Annotated in this window: 19 protein-coding genes; 15 read left to right on the top strand and 4 right to left on the bottom strand. The window is 36.9% G+C overall.

Annotated elements, in window-relative coordinates; genetic code table 11:
* The first annotated feature begins 69 nt into the window (after window positions 1-69).
* From recX to ntdP, 3 genes are all read left to right on the top strand, one after another.
* Window positions 70-864, top strand: coding sequence for a recombination regulator RecX (recX, locus tag IEV09_RS08345; RefSeq protein WP_188367832.1), 795 nt, complete (start codon window positions 70-72; stop codon window positions 862-864).
* A complete protein-coding gene (gene mutY / locus IEV09_RS08350) occupies window positions 857-2,014 on the top strand; it encodes an A/G-specific adenine glycosylase (RefSeq protein ID WP_188367833.1) in 1,158 nt (385 codons plus the stop codon). The genes recX and mutY overlap by 8 nt, the downstream gene beginning before the upstream one ends.
* 90 nt (window positions 2,015-2,104) lie before the next feature.
* Entirely contained in the window at window positions 2,105-2,638 is a 534-nt protein-coding gene (gene ntdP, locus IEV09_RS08355; protein WP_188367834.1) for a nucleoside tri-diphosphate phosphatase, read from the top strand.
* A 31-nt stretch (window positions 2,639-2,669) separates the two neighbouring features.
* Here ntdP and IEV09_RS08360 read toward each other — a convergent pair whose 3' ends face one another.
* The gene (locus tag IEV09_RS08360) at window positions 2,670-3,107 is read right to left on the bottom strand and encodes a GNAT family N-acetyltransferase (protein ID WP_188367835.1); all 438 of its coding nucleotides are present in this window, start codon (window positions 3,105-3,107) and stop codon (window positions 2,670-2,672) included.
* Between the two features lie 187 nt (window positions 3,108-3,294).
* Between IEV09_RS08360 and IEV09_RS08365 the strand changes: the two genes are divergently transcribed.
* From IEV09_RS08365 to IEV09_RS08410, 10 genes are all read left to right on the top strand, one after another.
* On the top strand, window positions 3,295-4,677 hold the full coding sequence (locus IEV09_RS08365; protein ID WP_188367836.1) for a hemolysin family protein: 1,383 nt from the start codon (window positions 3,295-3,297) through the stop codon (window positions 4,675-4,677).
* 177 nt (window positions 4,678-4,854) lie between these two features.
* Entirely contained in the window at window positions 4,855-6,435 is a 1,581-nt protein-coding gene (locus IEV09_RS08370) for a peptide chain release factor 3 (protein WP_188367837.1), read from the top strand.
* Between the two features lie 318 nt (window positions 6,436-6,753).
* Window positions 6,754-7,578 (top strand): hypothetical protein, encoded by an 825-nt coding sequence (locus IEV09_RS08375; RefSeq protein ID WP_188367838.1) that lies wholly within the window; start codon window positions 6,754-6,756, stop codon window positions 7,576-7,578.
* Complete coding sequence (locus IEV09_RS08380) at window positions 7,578-8,015, top strand: hypothetical protein (RefSeq protein ID WP_188367839.1); 438 nt, start codon at window positions 7,578-7,580, stop codon at window positions 8,013-8,015. The genes IEV09_RS08375 and IEV09_RS08380 overlap by 1 nt, the downstream gene beginning before the upstream one ends.
* Before the next feature lie 397 nt (window positions 8,016-8,412).
* A complete protein-coding gene (locus IEV09_RS08385) occupies window positions 8,413-10,092 on the top strand; it encodes a PTS transporter subunit EIIC (protein ID WP_188367840.1) in 1,680 nt (559 codons plus the stop codon).
* Window positions 10,092-12,125: a BglG family transcription antiterminator gene (locus IEV09_RS08390; RefSeq protein WP_188367841.1), complete on the top strand. Its 2,034-nt coding sequence runs from the start codon at window positions 10,092-10,094 to the stop codon at window positions 12,123-12,125. The genes IEV09_RS08385 and IEV09_RS08390 overlap by 1 nt, the downstream gene beginning before the upstream one ends.
* A 14-nt stretch (window positions 12,126-12,139) precedes the next feature.
* A complete protein-coding gene (locus IEV09_RS08395) occupies window positions 12,140-12,577 on the top strand; it encodes a PTS mannitol transporter subunit IIA (RefSeq protein WP_188367842.1) in 438 nt (145 codons plus the stop codon).
* 154 nt (window positions 12,578-12,731) lie between these two features.
* Window positions 12,732-14,495 (top strand): PTS mannitol transporter subunit IIBC, encoded by a 1,764-nt coding sequence (locus tag IEV09_RS08400; RefSeq protein WP_188367843.1) that lies wholly within the window; start codon window positions 12,732-12,734, stop codon window positions 14,493-14,495.
* Between the two features lie 26 nt (window positions 14,496-14,521).
* Window positions 14,522-14,956: a PTS mannitol transporter subunit IIA gene (locus tag IEV09_RS08405; RefSeq protein WP_373281478.1), complete on the top strand. Its 435-nt coding sequence runs from the start codon at window positions 14,522-14,524 to the stop codon at window positions 14,954-14,956.
* Window positions 14,957-14,968: 12 nt separating this feature from the next.
* The gene (locus tag IEV09_RS08410) at window positions 14,969-16,111 is read left to right on the top strand and encodes a mannitol-1-phosphate 5-dehydrogenase (RefSeq protein WP_188367845.1); all 1,143 of its coding nucleotides are present in this window, start codon (window positions 14,969-14,971) and stop codon (window positions 16,109-16,111) included.
* A 207-nt stretch (window positions 16,112-16,318) separates the two neighbouring features.
* On the opposite strand, the gene IEV09_RS08415 is transcribed toward IEV09_RS08410, so the two are convergent.
* Together IEV09_RS08415 and IEV09_RS08420 are read right to left on the bottom strand one after the other, a co-directional pair.
* The gene (locus IEV09_RS08415; protein WP_188367846.1) at window positions 16,319-16,672 is read right to left on the bottom strand and encodes a DUF4260 domain-containing protein; all 354 of its coding nucleotides are present in this window, start codon (window positions 16,670-16,672) and stop codon (window positions 16,319-16,321) included.
* Entirely contained in the window at window positions 16,669-17,079 is a 411-nt protein-coding gene (locus tag IEV09_RS08420) for a MerR family transcriptional regulator (protein WP_188367847.1), read from the bottom strand. Before IEV09_RS08420 ends, IEV09_RS08415 begins: the two co-directional genes overlap by 4 nt.
* Window positions 17,080-17,280: 201 nt before the next feature.
* Here IEV09_RS08420 and IEV09_RS08425 point away from each other — a divergent pair, with 201 nt between their 5' ends.
* On the top strand, window positions 17,281-17,871 hold the full coding sequence (locus IEV09_RS08425; RefSeq protein ID WP_188367848.1) for a pentapeptide repeat-containing protein: 591 nt from the start codon (window positions 17,281-17,283) through the stop codon (window positions 17,869-17,871).
* Between the two features lie 34 nt (window positions 17,872-17,905).
* On the top strand, window positions 17,906-18,889 hold the full coding sequence (locus IEV09_RS08430; RefSeq protein ID WP_188367849.1) for a choloylglycine hydrolase family protein: 984 nt from the start codon (window positions 17,906-17,908) through the stop codon (window positions 18,887-18,889).
* Window positions 18,890-18,975: 86 nt separating this feature from the next.
* On the opposite strand, the gene IEV09_RS08435 is transcribed toward IEV09_RS08430, so the two are convergent.
* The gene (locus IEV09_RS08435) at window positions 18,976-19,302 is read right to left on the bottom strand and encodes a DUF1827 family protein (RefSeq protein ID WP_188367850.1); all 327 of its coding nucleotides are present in this window, start codon (window positions 19,300-19,302) and stop codon (window positions 18,976-18,978) included.
* Window positions 19,303-19,473: the final 171 nt, after the last annotated feature.

The raw sequence follows: 19,473 nt of genomic DNA on the forward strand, positions 1-19,473 counted from the left end.
GCATAGTTTCCCGCCGAAATGGGAAAAGTATGATAGACTAGAAAGTGGTTATTTAAGAGGTGAAATATAATGGAAATTAAACAAATTCGATTAGAAAAAAATGGATTTTATACGATTGTTTTTACAGAAGGGCAAGAAGTCCAAGTTTCAGAGGATTTACTCGTGAAATATCGTTTACTAAAAGGCAGTGAAATTACAGCTGAACTGTTTGAAACATTAAAAGCAAGCGCAGGTTATCAAATTGGTTTACAGATGGCATACAACTACGTGAGCTACCAATTACGTAGCGAAAAAGAAATGTATCAGTATTTAAAAAAGAAAGAAGTCACAACGAAGGATGCGAAAGAAATCATCGAACGCTTAAAAGAGTTAAACTTAGTCGACGATCAAGTTTATGCCGAGAGTTATATTCGGACGCAAATTCGGATGGGGGACAAAGGACCTTATGTTTTGAGCCAAAACTTGAAACAAAAAGGAATTGATCCGTTAATCATTGAGCAGGCGTTGTATTTGTATACAATCGATGATCAGCAAGCAATTGCAATTAAAGTCACTGAAAAATCATGGCGTAAAAATCAAAATAAAAGCTATCAAGAAAATCTACAAAAAATACGTGCGACATTAATGCAAAAAGGTTTTGGTAGTGAAGTGATTCAATTGGCTTTAGATGAACTTTCTTTTGAAAAAGATGAAGAAGCGGAAGAAAATGCGCTATTTATCGAAGGGGCTAAATTATTGCGCCGCCACCAACGGTTAGATCGAAGTAAAAGAATCCAAAAAATCAAGAATCAATTGTATCAAAAAGGTTTTTCGTTAGATCAAATTCAACATTTTATTGATGAGGAAGTTATAGAAGATGAGTAGTTCGTTAAAAAAATGGGAAGCCGCAGAAATTACGGCTTTTCAAGAACAATTTTTATTTTGGTATTATCAGCACAAACGTACCTTACCTTGGCGTGGAACCAATAATCCCTACTTTATCTGGATATCGGAAATCATGTTACAACAGACGAGAGTCGATACGGTGATGGGTTATTATTATCGTTTTATTGAGAAATATCCGACCATCCAAGCGTTAGCGGAAGCAGAAGAGGAAAGTCTTTTAAAAGTCTGGGAAGGCTTAGGCTATTATTCTCGTGCTCGAAATTTAAAAGTTGCTGCGCAGCAAGTCGTCAACGAATTTGGTGGTCAATTTCCTGAAACATTTGAAGAAATCCAGACCCTTAAAGGAATTGGACCTTATACGGCAGGGGCCATTAGTAGTATTGCCTTTGAGCTACCCGAACCTGCAATTGATGGGAACTTGATGCGTGTCGGTAGTCGTTTATTTGGCATTGATGCGGATATTGCTAAAGCGAGTAGTCGGAAATTCTTTGACGAGGCCTTTCGAGAAGTGATTTCTCACGAGGCACCAGGAGACATGAACCAAGCCTTTATGGACCTGGGATCGAGTATTTGTACACCGACGAATCCTGATTGTAGTAACTGTCCTTTAAAAGACTTTTGTCATGCCTATCAAACAAAGACACAAAGTAACTATCCGGTTAAATCAAAAAAAGTGCCACCAAAAGATGTTTACTATATTGCAGGTGTAATCGAAAATAATCAAAAAGAATTTTTGATTGTTCAACGACCTGAAAAAGGTTTGTTGGCAAAGCTATGGCATTACCCGTTAGAAGAGGTTTCAGCGGAGACTTTTAAGTCTTATCAAACAAATTACGTAAAGCAAGAACAACAATTGGCACTTGATTTAATTGCAGAAGACGAACCGTTGGATATTTTCACAGAGTTACCAATCATTTGGCAAACGAGACACTTAGGTGAAGTGAAACATGTCTTTAGTCATTTACGTTGGCATGTGTTAGTTTTTTATGGCCGTACCAATGGTAAATTTGATTTAGAAGGCGGTCATTGGTTTGCGGAAAAAGATTTTGAATCAATCACATTTCCGACAATTCAACAAAAATTAGTCGCACAATATTCAGAAAATCAGAAAGTTCGTAAAGTTTTGTAGGCAAATCGCTTTTTTATTGCTATAATGTTTACGATGTTGGTGTTAAATACACCCAAACAAATGCGGTTATTCGCTGAGGGAAGGTTGACTATGCGCGTTCCAAAAGAAGGAGAGTTTGTCAGCATTCAAAGCTACAAACATGATGGCAAATTGCATCGTACGTGGCGTGACACCATGGTGTTGAAGACCAGTGAATATTCCATGATTGGCGTTAATGATCATACATTAGTTACAGAGTCAGATGGAAGGCGATGGGTAACACGAGAACCAGCGATTGTTTATTTTCATAAGAAATACTGGTTTAATGTGATCGCTATGATTCGCGAAAAAGGTGTCTCTTATTATTGTAATCTTGCTTCACCCTACTTACTAGACGAGGAAGCGCTAAAATACATTGATTATGATTTAGATATCAAAGTTTTTCCTGATGGAGAGAAACGATTATTAGATGTGGATGAATATGAATTGCATAGTAAAATCATGGGCTATCCAGATGATATCGATTATATTTTAAAGGAAAATGTCAAAATTTTAGTAGATTGGATTAATAACGAGAAGGGTCCTTTTTCTCAAGGGTACATCGATATATGGTACGATCGCTACAAGCAGTTGTCGCAAAAATAACAAAAAAACTGGATGAGCTTATCCAGTTTTTTTATGTCAATTTTTTTGTTAGTGTAAAATGAGGAATCCCAGCATCCATGAAACGTTCCCCTTCGACTTGATAACCAAGTTTTTGATAAAAAGCGATTGCCGATTCTTGACCACCAAGGGTGATGCTCGTAACGTGTTGCTCGCGGCAAAAATCTTCAGCAAACTGAATGAGTTGTTGTCCTAAGTGTTTGTGACGCGCTTCTTTGATGACTGCCATACGTTGTAGTTTCATTTGGTCATTTTCCAACGGCAATAAGCGAAGGGTCGCTAGCGCATGATCGTGTTCATCATATAGCACAAAATGGACGGTCAATGCTTCGTATTCATCAATTTCCAATTCTAAGGGAACTTGTTGCTCGTGCACAAAGACTTCATTGCGGATGTGTAGTGCATCGAGATAGATTTGACTCATTGTATCTCTCGTGTATTTAATCATCATTTTCTTCACCTCTAAAGTCAGTATAACGAGAAATTGGAGCGATGCAACAATTGTTTTTTTAAATAAGGGAATTAAACGGTAGTTATTGTTTTTTTATTGCAAAGAAACGCACTTTATGATACGATTCTCTCGTGGATAATTCCACGCTTTTTTTTATCATTAATGAACATAAGGAGAGAAAGCAACTATGAATCCTGACCCCGATAGTCAGTCGTTGATCGCGCAATTATTATTATTAGTCTTGTTAACAATGGTAAATGCCTTTCTAGCAGCAGCAGAAATTGCCGTCGTTTCTACTAACCGTAATCGTGTAGAACAAAAGGCAGAAGAGGGCGATAAGTCGTCTCAAAAACTTTTAAAAATTTTAAATGAACCAACCAATTTTTTATCCACTATCCAAGTAGGGATAACGCTCGTCAATATTTTATCTGGTGCATCTTTAGCCGATAGTTTTGCGAACCGTTTAGCACCAGTAATTGGTACGAGTGCTGCAGCACGTAGCATGGCCACTTTTATTGTTCTTGCACTCTTGACGTACGTCTCAATCGTATTTGGTGAATTGTATCCTAAACGAATTGCGATGAACAAGTCAGAAGAAATTGCCCGATACACTTCAGGTGTCATTCAAGTTATTGGTATTGTAACGAAACCATTTGTTTGGTTACTTTCTGCATCAACGAATTTATTGTCTCGGATTACGCCGATGACTTTTGATGATGCGGATACAAAAATGACCCGTGATGAAATGCGTTACATGCTTGCAAGTGAAGGGATTTTAGAGGAAGACGAACTTGAAATGTTACAAGGTATTTTTTCTTTAGATACGAAAGTTGCTCGTGAAGTAATGGTTCCACGAACCGATGCCTTTATGGTTGACATTCAAGGTGATGTCCCAGTTATTTTAAATAAAATTTTATCAGAAAACTTTTCACGTATTCCCGTTTATAATGAGGATAAGGATAAAATAATAGGTGTTTTACATACAAAAACATTACTCAAAGCCGCTTATGAAGTTGGATTTGAAAACTTGAAATTTACAGAAGTCATGCAAGAGCCGTTATTTGTTCCAGAAACGGTCTTTATCGATGACTTACTTTATGAATTAAAAAAGACACAAAATCAAATGGCCATTTTACTTGATGAGTATGGTGGCGTTGTCGGAATTGTGACACTTGAAGATTTATTGGAAGAAATTGTTGGTGAAATTGATGATGAATCCGATGAAGTTTCGACGTTATATGATGTTATCAATGATCGTGAATACATTGTTCAAGGTAAAATGTTGATTACCGAATTCAACAGCGAGTTTGGAACGAATATTGATATGCCAGATGTGGATACAATGGCTGGTTACTTAATTACCGCATTAGGGACGATTCCCGATCAAGACGAGAAATTAACTTTTAATGTCGATAATATTACTCTGGAACCCTTTGAAATTGAAGGTTCACGTGTTTTGAAAATTCGTGTTAGATTTCATGACCTAGTCGCTGAAGAGAGCGAACCTGAAGAAGAAAAACGTTTCTTCCGTAAAGAAAAAGAAAACGATGAAGACGAATCCAAAAAATAATCAAAAGGAGTTGTGGCAGTAACATTTGCCACAGCTCCTTCTTTCGAGGTTAGTCCGTGAAATTTGGCAATAATCCTTTTTCTATCGCCGAATCCATGTTAAACTGTTCTAGTTGATTCAGAATAAATCGAAGTTTTGAGTGATGCTTTTGTCACAAAGAAAGGAAACCTTATATATATGGATAACCCAAATTTAAAACAACAAGTGGAAAATCGTCGTACTTTTGCGATTATTTCCCATCCGGATGCCGGAAAAACAACAATTACTGAAAAATTACTTCTTTTTGGAGGCGCGATTCGTCAAGCAGGAACGGTTAAAGGGAAGAAAACCGGAAACTTTGCAAAATCTGACTGGATGGAAATTGAGAAACAACGTGGAATCTCTGTTACAAGTTCAGTGATGCAGTTTGATTATGATGGCAAACGTGTCAATATCTTAGATACACCAGGGCATGAGGATTTCTCGGAAGATACCTATCGAACACTGATGGCAGTGGATAGTGCGGTTATGGTTGTTGATAGCGCGAAAGGGATTGAAGCTCAGACGAAGAAACTTTTCCAAGTTGTTAAACGTCGTGGCATTCCAATTTTCACTTTTATTAACAAATTAGACCGTGATGGTCGTGAACCGTTAGAACTATTAGAGGAATTAGAAGAAGTTTTAGGCATTGCTTCTTACCCAATGAACTGGCCTTTAGGTATGGGGAAAGGTTTAGAAGGACTTTACGATATTTATAATAAACGAGTTGAGTTTTACCGTCCTGAAAAATACGATAACCAACAATACCTTGCCTTAGATGAAAATGGTGAAATTCCAGCTGATCATCCTTTACGTAACAACAGTATTTACAGTCAAGTATTGGACGAAGTTGAGCTAGTGACGGAAGCTGGAGACGAGTTCGATCCAGAAAAAGTTGCAAATGGGCAACAAACGCCTGTCTTTTTTGGTTCAGCTTTAACGAACTTTGGCGTACAAACCTTCTTAGAGACGTTCTTACAATATGCTCATGCACCATATGATCATATTACGAAAGAAGACACTTTAATTAGTCCGTATGAAGAAAACTTCTCTGGCTTCGTCTTTAAAATTCAAGCGAATATGAACCCAGCTCACCGTGACCGTATTGCCTTTGTCCGTGTTTGCTCGGGAACTTTTGAACGTGGGATGGACGTCACGTTAGAACGCACGAAGAAGAAAATGAAACTAAGTAACGTGACCCAATTTATGGCTGATGCTCGTGAAAACGTCGAAGAAGCCGTTGCTGGTGATATCATTGGGGTTTATGACACGGGGAACTATCAAATTGGTGATACGATTTATGAAGGTAAAAAGGCGATTGCCTTTGAAGATTTACCATCATTTACACCAGAGCTATTTATGAAAGTATCAGCGAAAAACGTCATGAAACAAAAATCATTCCATAAAGGAATTTACCAACTCGTTCAAGAAGGTGCGATTCAGTTGTACAAAACTTACTTGACGGAAGAGTACATTCTAGGTGCCGTTGGTCAATTACAGTTTGAAGTTTTCCAACATCGTATGTTAAATGAATACAATTCTGAAGTAATCATGACACCAATGGGAAGTAAAATCGCTCGTTGGATTGAACCAGAAGATTTAGATGAAAAAATGAGTTCAAGCCGTAACATCTTAGCACGTGACCGCTTCGATCAACCATTATTCTTATTCGAAAACCAATTCGCAGAACGTTGGTTTGTCGATAAATATCCGAACGTTAAATTGAAGACGTTGATGTAAAAATCTTAGTAATGTAACGCCATTTTAAACATGTTTGTCATGTTAAAGATGGCGTTTTTTTGTATAGAAATATGAGTACTGCTAAAAGCTAAAATGAATGAGGAAATAGCTGAAACAAGGCAAGTTTTCGAACGGTTCTGGATGCGGTCTATTCGACTTTTTTATAAAAGGATAATAATTTGTTAAGTTACTTGTGTTTTTAGCATAATGTACTAGAAAATATTTTTTTCTACAGATAGCGTCTATTCGTTTTAGTAATCGATTTAAAAGACAATTAAATATTATGGATAAAATGATAATGTAGGAGGAATTAACTAAATGGATTGGAAAAATGAACAAGTAAACGTCCGCGAAGATTACAGAAGTAACAAAAAGAAAGTAAGCAATTGGCTAATTAATTTTGGGACGTTACCGCTAAAATCAATAGGAACACAAATCGTAAAGTATTCGATTCTCATTATACTAGGAAGTGGAATCATTGTAGCAGGAACGCCACTTTTTGGAGCATTGTTTCAGCGTGCTTCACCATGGTCGCAACAAAGACAAGAAATTGCGAGTAAAAATAATATAAGGGATGCCTACTCAGCGATTATTGGTAGTGATGTGGGGTTGGTTTCTCAAAACGGCTTCATTAAGTGGTTTAGTTCGAAAGAAGCAAAGCAGGTGGACATTTTTATTCCCAAGTTAATTGATTATTCGGGCTTATTTGACGATGATAGTCGTCGGGAGGAATTAAAAGACACTTTTGAAGAATCAATTAACTCCGATTTAATGAAAGAGTCGACGGTTTATTATCAAATTTTTTATGATGGTAGCACACTTGGGAATTGGAAGAATGGCGAAAAAGTAGACAGTTATAAAGACTTAAAAAATGCTGACAAAAATGCAATCATGAAAGATTTGCGTTTAAAACTTAGAACGGACAAAGAAATCGAATTTATGAGTTGGCAAAAGAAAAACAATCTAGAATCTGTCAATTTTGAATTTGAGCCCAATAGTAACACGGTAGAAATAAAAGGGGTATTTGAAAGCGAGGGGATGTTGTGGTCGAGTCCAGAGTATAAAATTTCTGCTAAGTATCAATACAATACTGGTTCTTGGCAATTGGAAAATAGTAGCTTGAAAGTAGACAAGGTGAAATAATGAAGATACTAGATAAAATGGGTTGGAAAGTATTTGTAGTCGTAGTTATTGGTGTCGCGTTGTCGGCAATTTTAGGGTATCGCGAATACAGCCGAAAAGAGTTAATGAAGCAAGAATTGAATCTGGATGGGTTATTTATTAATATTAAAGGTGTGAATGTGAAAACAGTTTCTAGTAATCTATTTTCGGAGAAACCTTATAAAAGTATCTTAATTAAAATTCCTTCTATTGCATCGGAAGGCGATGATGCTACAAAAGAAGGGGGCGATAAAACCAATCAAATTATTGATCGTGAGAAACTCAATAAAGGATTTGAATCTTGGTTAAAAAATATATTTAATTCTGATTTTGCAAAAACGTATACAGATGATATCGACGTTTGGTATAGAGATCATAAAATAATTGATCTGCCAAACGAAGAAGGAAGCTGGAAATAAAGTAGGCATGCGCTAGGTATCCGTGAAAAAAGGCTCTTTAACAATAAATATTGGTAAAAAATGAGACAATATTTAGAATAAAATCGTAGGATCAAGTAGTGAATATCACTGCTTGATTTTTTGTTTTTCTGGATTGATGTTTAAAAATCATGAAGCTATCGACAGATTTCAATCTGTTTGTTTAGTAATAGGGACAAAAACAGTGTGGATATTATCTCCTAATAAACGAAAGTATCGAACAATTTTATTCAATTAATAGGGATTTTTTAAAAATATCATAAATAAAATCAAAAGCAAGCGTCTTGCCACCAAACAAAACGCCAATTGAAAGCACTAATCATTTGCTAAATATGCTAATATAAGTAGGATAGATTTGTAGTGAAAGGATTGGTGAGGAATGAAAAGAAACAATCCTAAGGAAAAATGGTTCGATCTTCGAAAAATTGGCAATCGATTGAGTCAAATGATGATGCCACACCTCAGTATTTTTATTGCTTGGGGGTTTATTAATGTCGTTGCGAGTTTACAATTTAAAGAATTACATTTACTATTGGATGGACTTGAACAGGCATTAATCTCCTATTTATTACCGCTTTTGATTGGTTATACTGGAGGAAAGCAGGTTGAAGCAAGTCGTGGAGGAACGATTGCTGGGATTGCCACGATTGGTATGATTATTGGAACCAATAGTCCACAAATCATTGGGGCGATGATCATTGGTCCACTTTCCGTTTGGAGTTATGTATTCATCAAAAAATATTGGCTGGATCGATTAAAAGATGGTTATGAGATGGTGGCTAATAATATTTTAGCAGGGTTAGTTGGTGGTGTATGGTGTCTTACGGCGATTTTTTTAATCGCACCGGTGATTAATTGGTTGATGCAGGCATCCGCAATTTTAATTCTCTGGTTTATCGATTTGAAACTTTTACCGGCGGTTAGTTTGGTGATTGAACCATTAAAAGTCTTCTTTTTCAATAATACAATCAATCATGGCGTGCTAACACCGCTTGGTTTATCGATGGTTAAAAAAACAGGCCAATCCGTGCTTTTTTTATTAGAAACAAATCCAGGTCCAGGTTTAGGGATCTTACTTGCTTATTACCGCTATGGAAAAAAGAAAGCGCAATCAGGTGGTGCCGCGTTGATTCATGTATTTGGGGGAATTCACGAGGTCTATTTCCCATATGTTTTAATGGAACCACGCTTATTTGTCGCTTTGATTGTATCCGGAGTATCAGGAACCGCTATCTTCCAATGGTTTGATGTCGGGCTGAAGCATCCTGTTTCACCAGGTTCATTGATTTTAATTGTGACAAGTACACCGCTGACAAAATGGCTGGGTTTAATTTTAGGAATAATAATCAGTACATTGATCTCTTTTTCAATTGCTAAATTTTATTTGAAACGAAGAAGTTGGGAGGAAATCAGTTTGAAAGAAGTCGAGGAGCGGTTGGATTCATCACAAGCGATTACCCGGATTATTGTGGCTTGTGATGCTGGAATTGGTTCAAGTGCCATGGGAGCAAGTCTTTTGCGTCGAACGCTACAGCAAGAGCAAATGGACTATTTTGTCGATTACCAATCCGTTTACACACTAGATAACCGCCAAGATACCCTTGTGCTTGTTCATCCACAATTAAAAAAAGTGGCTAAAAGCAAAGCGCCGGCTTCACGAATCCTTACGATAGAAAATTTTTTGGATACAAAAATGATGTACCAACGAGTGAATGAGGCGTTAGGTGCGTATCAGCCAACGTCAAAAGATCGTGTCGAGCCTTTCGAATTGAAAAAAGAAACGTTGAAAATCGTCTTACTCTATGCGGATAATATTAGAGGTTCTCAAACCATGGCAATTGAACGCATGAGGCAAATAGCAAAGCACCATCAAAAAAAGGTTGAATTTACGAAGGAAGCAATTGAGCATTTAGAAGTTAAAAAAGATCGGTTGTATATTTTTACCGATGAATTATTGGAACAACATCCAAAATTGAAAAGGGTAAAAAAGAAACTTGTGGTGCAAGATTTCTTGCAGACAACCGAATTTGAAATATGGTTAGGGGAGGAGGAAGTTTGATGTTTTTGTCTCCTAGAGAAAAAGAATTATTAACAGAACTAGTCAATCAGCCAAACGGGGTTTCGATTAATCAGATGATATCCCTTTTAAAGGTTAGTAAACGTACAGTCTATCGTGAACTTGAAACGTTAACTGAGACATTAGAAAAAGCAACTATTCAGTTGAATAAAGCGGGGCGTGGAAAGTATCAATTATTAGCGGATGAAGAGGGATTACGTAAGATTCATCAGGCGTTAAAAAGTGAGAATTGGCTAGAAATCCCAGCGGAACAGCGACAACGCTTACTATTATTTGAATTGTTAATGACAGAAAAACCAATTGCGATAGCGATTTTCCTAGATACTTATTTGATTAGTCATACAACCTTCTATTCAGACATTAAGCAATTGGAACTGCGTTTAGCTAAGTTACCTTTAAAAATTGTGAGAAACGGTGGTTACGAGATTGAAGGCTCCGAAAAATATCGTCGTTTACTGATGGCAAGTATTTTAGAACAAGAAATTAATGAGTATCAGCTCTTTCATTATGAAAAAGCGCAAGCGAAGCAGAACACCTTCTTTTCGTTTCTAAATGAATCGCATTTATTATTTGTGCGTGAGTTAATTTTAACAGAAATCAAAGCAACGTTGCCTCAATTGAGTGATCGCAAATTAGCTCATTTATGTTTTGTTTTAGTTTTAACCATCCATCGTGTCAAACAAGAACATTTAATTATCGAAGAAGCTTACTTAGAGGCATTGAACAAAGAGATGCTCAATATTAGTAAACGAATTTTTGCCAAATTAGCAATGGAAACCAAACAATTATATCCAGTGAATGAGATTGTTTTTTTTGCGAGCTTGTTAAGTGACTTTGGTAGTTCATTTGAAGAGGATTTCTTTGAAGAAAACTTCGATACGGAACTGGCCTATCAAGTGAAGCAATTGATCGAGAATGTGAGTCGCGAGACAGAGGTCGATTTTTTTGAAGATTCTCACTTGTATAAGATGTTGCTGACGCATTTATCGGGTATTTCTTCACGGGTGATTTTGGAAGAAGAGACGTTGACGAATCCGATTTTGGAGCGCATTATGGAGCAATATGAAGAGGTAGCGCAGGGGATTCGTCAGTCGTTACCGCTTGTTTTTCCGGATCTTAAAATATCCGAGGAAGAAATTGCGTATATGGTCTTACACTTTGCCAATTCACTTGAACGAAGCCCTAAAACGATGGCTGTCGATGTTGCGGGTTTTTCACCAAGTGGACTAGCCTCAACAAGTATGCTAGAAATGAAATTACGACGCTATTTTCCTTTTGTCGATCAAATTCATTTCTTTAGCCTGGCAGATTTAGGAACCGTCGATTTAGAAAATGATTATGATATCGTTGTGTCGACTTCCTTACTGGCTGGATACAGCGGTAAATACCAATTGGTTTCACCTTTGTTACTTGAAGATGAGGTCAAGCAATTAAAAGAAGAATTCAAAAAAATTAGTCGCACACAAAACAGAGCAAGAAAGAAGCGCAGTGTTTCAGAAGCGGTTCGACCTTCATATGAAGACGTACGTGATTTTATGGAACATGTAAATGAACTACTCCGTTTGTTCTCGATTCATTCGATTAACAATGATCAAACCATCGAAAGTCTTGTTCAAAAATTGGTACAAATACTACCAAGCGAAGTAGTGAATGATGCTCAAAAAACACAAGAGAAGTTATTGAAACGCTTAAAGCAATCACCTGTAGGTATTCCTGGAACAGCGATGGCACTTTTCCATGCATCGACAAGTGGTGTCAATCGACCCATCTTTTCTATCATCGATTTAGAAGTGCCAATTACAATCGTAGGTATGGATCGTCAAGACATGCGACTGTATCGTGTCCTATTAATGTTGGCGCCAAAAGAATTAACAGCGATTGAAAGTCAATTACTCGGGAAAATTAGTGGATCGATTATTATGAATGATTTATATACTGAAATTTTCCATACAGGCAATCAAGCGATTGTCTATCAACTGCTTTCGTCGTTACTCGTTGAAAAAATGACACCATAGAAGGAGGGGAGAACATGTGGAATTTGTCTGAGGAGGATTTATTTTTAAATGCCTCTTTTCGCTCTGCTAGTGATGCGATTGCTTTTGCAGGAGAAAAATTGGCGGATCGTGGCTATGTAGAATCGACTTATATTGCTGAGATGCAACAACGCCACGAGCAAGTCAGTGTTTATATTGGTAATTTTGTTGCATTACCACATGCGGATGTTCAAGATGGGAATTTATTAAAAGAAGGAATGATTTTGATACAAGTTCCAGATGGTGTGAATTTTGGAACAACTAATAAAAGGCAAATAGCCACAATTGTTGTGGCTATCGCTCTTAAAAAATGGACGCAATTGACGGTTTTGCAAGAACTTGCCTTGTTTTTTTCTGATTTAGAAAATGTTCGAAAGATAAGTGATGCCACCACAAAACAAGAAGTCATCGGTTGTTTGAAACTAGCAAAATAGAAAGTAATAGAAAGCTCTTTAAGTGCCGTTCATGGCATTTAAAGAGCTTTTTTAGTTTTGGCACGATTGTTTATGCCAAAGTACGACTATTTAACGTTATTGAAAGGGGATACAATTTGGTTATCAAAGCTTAACAAATAAGGAGGAAATAAAAATGCAAACGACAAGTGTTGGAGGGAAAGGATCTTTGAAAGCAAAGATTCAAAGGTTAGGTAGCACGTTATCAAGTATGATCATGCCTAACATTGGCGCATTGATTGCATGGGGTGTTTTAACGGCATTATTTATACCAGATGGTTATTTACCAAATGAAAAGTTAGCAACAATGGTTGGTCCGATGTTAACCTATTTAATTCCAATTTTAATTGGGTACACCGGCGGAAAAGTCATTGCCGGAGAACGCGGTGCGGTCGTTGGTGGAATTGCCACGATGGGGGTCATTGTAGGAACGGATATTCCGATGATGCTTGGGGCGATGATTATGGGACCATTCGCTGGGTATTCTATGAAGCAGTTTGATAAGTATTTTCAACATCGCATTAAAGCTGGTTTTGAAATGCTTGTCAATAACTTCTCAGCTGGACTGATTGGTTTTGCCTTAGCGATTCTAGGTTTTGTGATTATCGGTCCTGTTGTAAATACGTTAACAACGGCGATGGCAACGGGTGTGGATGTGATTTTAAATGCTCATTTAATTCCATTAGCGAATATCTTTATTGAGCCAGCAAAGATTTTGTTTTTAAATAATGCGATTAACCACGGGATTTTAACGCCGCTTGGTACGGAACAAGCAGTTGAAACGGGTCGCTCAATCTTGTTTTTACTAGAAGCTAACCCGGGACCAGGTTTAGGTATTTTACTTGCCTTTATGTTCTTTGGTAAAGGTGCAGCGAAGTCATCATCACCAGGTGCAATCTTAATTCACTTTTTCGGAGGGATTCATGAAATTTACTTCCCGTACGTAATGATGAAACCGTTATTGTTTCTAGCAGTGATTGCGGGAGGGATTACCGGTAGCTTTACGTTGCAAGCGTTAGGTGCAGGTTTACGAGCGCCGGCTTCACCAGGATCCATTATTGCTATTATGGCAATGGCACCTCAAGGAGGGCATATTCCAGTACTCCTAGGCGTAGCAGTAGCAACCGTTACATCATTTGCCATAGCAGCAATGATTTTAAAAGCCGATCACAATGATTTGGAAGATAATTTCGCGGCGAATGTGGCAGCAACACAAGCAGCCAAATCAGCTTCAAAAGGAATCAGTCCATCAGCAACGATTCAAAATGCTGGTTCGATTCAAAAAATTATCTTTGCTTGTGATGCAGGAATGGGTTCTAGTGCAATGGGGGCGTCTATTCTACGTAAGAAAGTTAAAGAAGCGAACTTACCACAAAATGTAACCAACAGTGCGATTAATAATTTAATGGATGATCCATCGAGCTTGATTGTTACGCAAGAAGAGTTACATGAACGTGCGAAACAAAAAGCACCGAATGCAACATTCGTTTCGGTAGAAAACTTTTTGAACTCGCCTCGTTACGATGAAATTATTGCTGGATTACTAGGAGAAACAAGTGAAAAACCACTTGAAAAAACCAATGAAACACAAAAATCACCGGCCGTGTTGGAACCAGTGACTGAAATTTATTTGGTCCATGATCAAAGCGAAGGTTCTGCAACAATGGGGTTAAGAATGTTAGAAGAAATTTTACACAAAAATAACCTACGCACTCCAGTTAAGAAGGTTCGTTATGAGCAACTACAAGCGCAACCGTCGACGTTATTAATCGTTTTGCCAAAATTGAAAGAAGAAGTTAAAAAACAGGCACCAACCGCTCAATATTTTGAGGTGGAAAATTTTGTTCAAACAAAAAAATACGAGGTACTTGTTGAACAGTTACAAGCGAGTAAGAGATAAATTTGGGAGGTAAGGAAATGAGTGTAATGACATTACCATCAGCAATGGTTGATTTAAATCAGTCATTTCAAACAAAAGAAGAAGCGATTCGTTTTTGTGGTAGAAAACTAGTCGATGCAGGCTGTGTTGAAGAAGATTATATTGCAGCGATGATTGAAAGAAATGAAATGCTATCTGTTTATATGGGGAACTTTATCGCGATTCCTCATGGAACAGATGAAGCGAAGCAATACGTCAAAAAATCAGGTATCTGTGTCGTTCAAGTGCCGGAAGGTGTCAACTTTGGTACGGCAGAAGAGCCGCAAATTGTGACGGTATTATTTGGGATTGCAGGTGTGGGTGATGATCATCTAGCACTCATCCAACAAATTGCTTTGTATTGTAGCGATGTCAACAATGTTGTGTTGCTAGCGGATGCTTTGACTAAAGAGGACATTATTCGCCAGTTACAGACAACTTAAGGGGGAAGCAAAATGAAAGCAGTCCATTTTGGAGCAGGGAATATTGGACGTGGATTTATCGGAGAAATATTATATAAGAATGATTTTTCAGTGACATTTATCGATGTGAATGAAGCGATTATTCAAGCATTACAAGAAAGAAACGGTTATGTGATTGGTTTAGCGGATGAATCGAAAGAACAGATAGGGATCCATCATGTGACGGGGATTAATAACCAACAAAACCCAGCAGCAGTCATCGAAGCAATTCAAGAAGCCGATTTGATTACTACTGCGATTGGGCCGAATATTTTACCGTATATCGCGGAGCTTGTCGCACAAGGAATAACAGCAAGAGAGACAGCTGGAATGACACAAGCATTGGATGTCATCGCTTGTGAAAATATGATTGGTGGTTCGAGTTATTTTAAAAAAGAAATTTCGAAACACCTTCAAAATACCGATTATTTAGAGAAATATATTGGGTTTCCAGATGCAGCGGTCGATCGAATTGTGCCAGAGCAACAGCATGAGGATGTTTTATACGTTGAAGTTGAACCATTTTCTGAGTGGGTGATTAATGATAAACAAGTCAAGAATCCAGCTATCCGCTTAGAAGGGGTCCATTATGTGGAAGATTTGGAGCCATATATTGAACGTAAACTATTCAGTGTCAATACGGGACATGCTACCGTCGCCTATACTGGTGCGTGGTTTGGTTATGATACAATTGATGCCGCGATGGAAGATAGCCTGGTTTTAGCACAATTAAAAGCAGTATTATCTGAAACCGGTCAATTATTAGTATCGAAATGGGATTTTGATGCGACGGAACATGCAGCTTATATTCAAAAAATCATCCAACGTTTCAAAAATAAATACATTTCAGATGCGATTACTCGCGTTGCGCGGACACCATTGCGTAAATTAGGGAATCAAGAGCGTTTTATTCGCCCGATAGGTGAAATGTTTGAACGTGGTCTAGAATCGCCTCATTTATTAGCAACGGTCGGCATGATTTTAAATTATAATGATCCAAACGATGAAGAAAGCCAGAAGTTACAAGTCTTAAAAGCTGAAAAACCTCTGGAAGAAGTCATCGCGGAAGTAACCGGTGTGACGAATCCAGTATTAATTGAAGAAATGAAAGAAAATGCGTTACGCTATCAAAAATAAAGAAGTTGGGACTGTGACATAAGTTACGGTCTCTTTTTTATGAGAACATTTAATAGATAAATGAGTGACAAAAGTCTGCTTTTTTCGAAACTTCACTAAATTTGAGCAATTGAGGGTTCCAATTGTTCGAATTTACCTCCAGTTTCTTAGAGAAAAATGACTTTTGTCACACTTCCAGTTTTTTTGTTATAAGGAAAGTCTGATTATTTATCGAGTCGATTCGCTTAAGTGTGTTTCTTTGAAATGGGTCATTTTTTTTAGGCCATAACCTAAAGTACGATCCATGAAGATGTGTATGAACCAAATCAAGGAGAAAGCGAGTAAAAAATCATTTTTTAAATAATATCCAAGTAAGAGTAAACTCACAGGTAGGGCGATATGATGAAAAATATTGTAGCAAATCGCACCGATTCTAGGATTAATGACGTAACCAATCATTGAGAGGTCAAATAGAAAGAGTAAACTTATCAGTAAGAAGAATGAAAAATTGAAAATAAGAAAATAAACAATTAATGTTAAAGTTAACAAACAGAAACTTTCAAATCGCAGCAATTCTTTCATAAGATTTCACCTTCGAATTTTTCAAGTAAGGCAATCACTTGTTTCTCATCGCCTCCTTCAGGTGTTTCGACAATGTCTCTTATTTGATTAACAATCGATGCGGCTGTGTTTAGTAAATGACGTTGTTCATTGAGTTGCTCACTAAAGGTATCAATAAATCGTAAGGTTTCTTTTTTGCAAATGAAGGAAGTTTCTTGGTTTTTTAATTTAATTAAGACCGCAATGTCAGATAAAGGTACATTTAGCAACTTCATTTTACGAATGAAATGCAAGTCTTTTATGTCCTTTGATTGATAATCACGATAGCCATTGGTTTGTCTTTGTGGACTTAAGAGACCGACCTTTTCATAGTAGCGTATCGTTTCTTTCGTTAAATTGGTTAAGATAGCTGTTTCTTGAATATTCATTTGAATCACCAACACCTTTCATTTGTCATTATCATAACATTGGAGCTGACTTCAATGTCAACAGAAAAGCAAGGGGCAGTGTTTCATACTCGATTGATTTTGGAAAAATAATGAATTGCCAGGTGAAGACATTGATTGCTATCGTTTTCACTCTTCATGTATACTATTATTAGGAATAACTTGAAGAAGGGATCGAAAGAAATGATTGAAGGAGAAACATTAAGCCTGGATGCGGTTGAAGCAGGTAGACACTATAAAAATTGCTATTTTAGTTCTGCCAGTCAACCGATTCGATTGTCCGATGTGACATTTGAGCGATGCGAGTTTCAGCAAACCGATTTTGAAAATAGTGAATGGTTGGATTGTCGATTGATTCATTTGAACTTATCCAATCACTCATTGAATAATAGTGTTTTTTATCGCTGTGTATTTGAAAAGTGCCAATTAACAGGAACCAATTTTTACTTTAATCACTGGAAAAATAATCAAGTGATTGAGAGTAAAGCCAACTACTTGAATTTAAGTGAGTCGGCATTAGAAAATTGTTCCTTTACAGATTGTTTTTTACAAGAATCTTACTTTCAAAGTGTTAAAATTAAAAAGAAATTAGCCTTTATTCGTTGTGAATTAGAAGAAGCTGATTTTTTTGATACCCCACTAAAGGGTGTCGATTTTTCTAAAAGTATTTTTTCAAACTTGCGTGTTTCACCGAATCAGTTAAAAGGTTGTATCATTAATCCTTATCAAGCGGCATCTTTAATTCAGTTACTTGGTGTAAAGATTAATGATTAATGTTCAAAATAAACTTCCAAAAGGAGCGAATGCTATGTGTACAAGTATCACGTATCAAATGACAGATGGAACGAATTTTTTGGCAAGAACAATGGATTTTGGGTTTGAATTAGAAGGATTACCGACGATATTTCCTAGAAATTACGCATTTTCACTTGATTTAGGTGGGGAAATGACAAATCGTTATGGTTATGTTGGAACGGGCCGTAAATTAGATAAATATATCTTTGCTGATGGAATGAATGAATGTGGTTTAGCAATTGCCGAGCTATACTTTCCACATGAAGCGCAGTATGAAGAGAAAAAAGCAGCAGATAAAATTAATTTAGCACCTCATGAATTGATTTCGTGGGTTTTGGGTGAAATTGGCAGTGTGTCGGAGTTGAAAGAGCGCATTAACGAAGTGAATCTCGTAACGGCTGAGAACTCTTTGTTAGGAATTGTGTTACCGTTGCATTATATTGTGACGGATCCAAGTGGTGAAACGGTTGTGATTGAACCTCAAGGTGGGCCACTAACAGTTAAAAACAATCCCGTTAACGTGATGACAAATAGTCCTGAACTGGAATGGCATGTAAAAAATATGAATAACTATTTAGGAATTCAACCGCAAAATTTTAATCGTAAACAGTATGGGAGTCATACGGTTTTTCCGTTTGGTCAAGGATCAGGAACTTTTGGTTTACCGGGTGGTTATACGAGTCCGGAACGTTTTATTCGCGCAACTTATTTACGTGAATATGCACGGAAATCATCGACGAACTCAGAAGCTATTTTAACGATTCTACATATTTTAGGGAACGTCACCATTCCTCAAGGGGTGAACATTAAAGAAGATGACTCCGATGATTATACTCAATATACGGCTATTTTTAATACAAAAGACAAAACGTACTACTTTCAACCACAAGAAACGAACGCTCTTTTAAGTGTCGAGTTGACAGAAGAATATTTAACACAATCAGAACCTCAAGCATTTGCTTATGGAAAAGGTCTGAGAGTTGAGGCGTTGGGTTAGATGAAATCAGCGCTATATAATAGTAGATAAAATAAAAAACAGCTCATTATTCCTCTAAAGTTTAGTAGGGTAATGAGCTATTTTTTTTAACCAAATGCTTGGTATTTTTTTTCTTTTGCATATTTTGGAATGGAAATTTCTACTAGTCCTGGCGTGATGCTTAACTTAATGTCATTGGGATTGTATTCGTCAAGACTCAGTTTTTTAGTGAAATACGTTTTTATTTCTAGAATTTCATCTTCAGTAATCGGTCTTTTTTTATTCACAATGACAATTTCGTTATGTAGTGGTGCCGCAGTATAGATGACAGTAATGTTACCAGACGTATAAACCTTCACCAATTCTGCATCGGTATTTTCTAATTGCTGTCGAACGAGTCGAGAGTAGCTATTCGTTACATTTATTAAGCGCATCTTATTCACTCCAATAATCTCTTTTATTCATTATAAGTAGAGGATGAATAAAAGTGAAGTAAAAGAGACTAAAAAAGAGAAATATTTTAATAAAACTATAAATTATGGTGCAATACACGTCATCATTCTATTCGTAGATATGGATTTTTTCTTAAATAGTGGCAAAAAGTC

It is taken from the genome of Enterococcus alcedinis (assembly GCF_014635985.1).
GTDB lineage: Bacteria > Bacillota > Bacilli > Lactobacillales > Enterococcaceae > Enterococcus_I > Enterococcus_I alcedinis.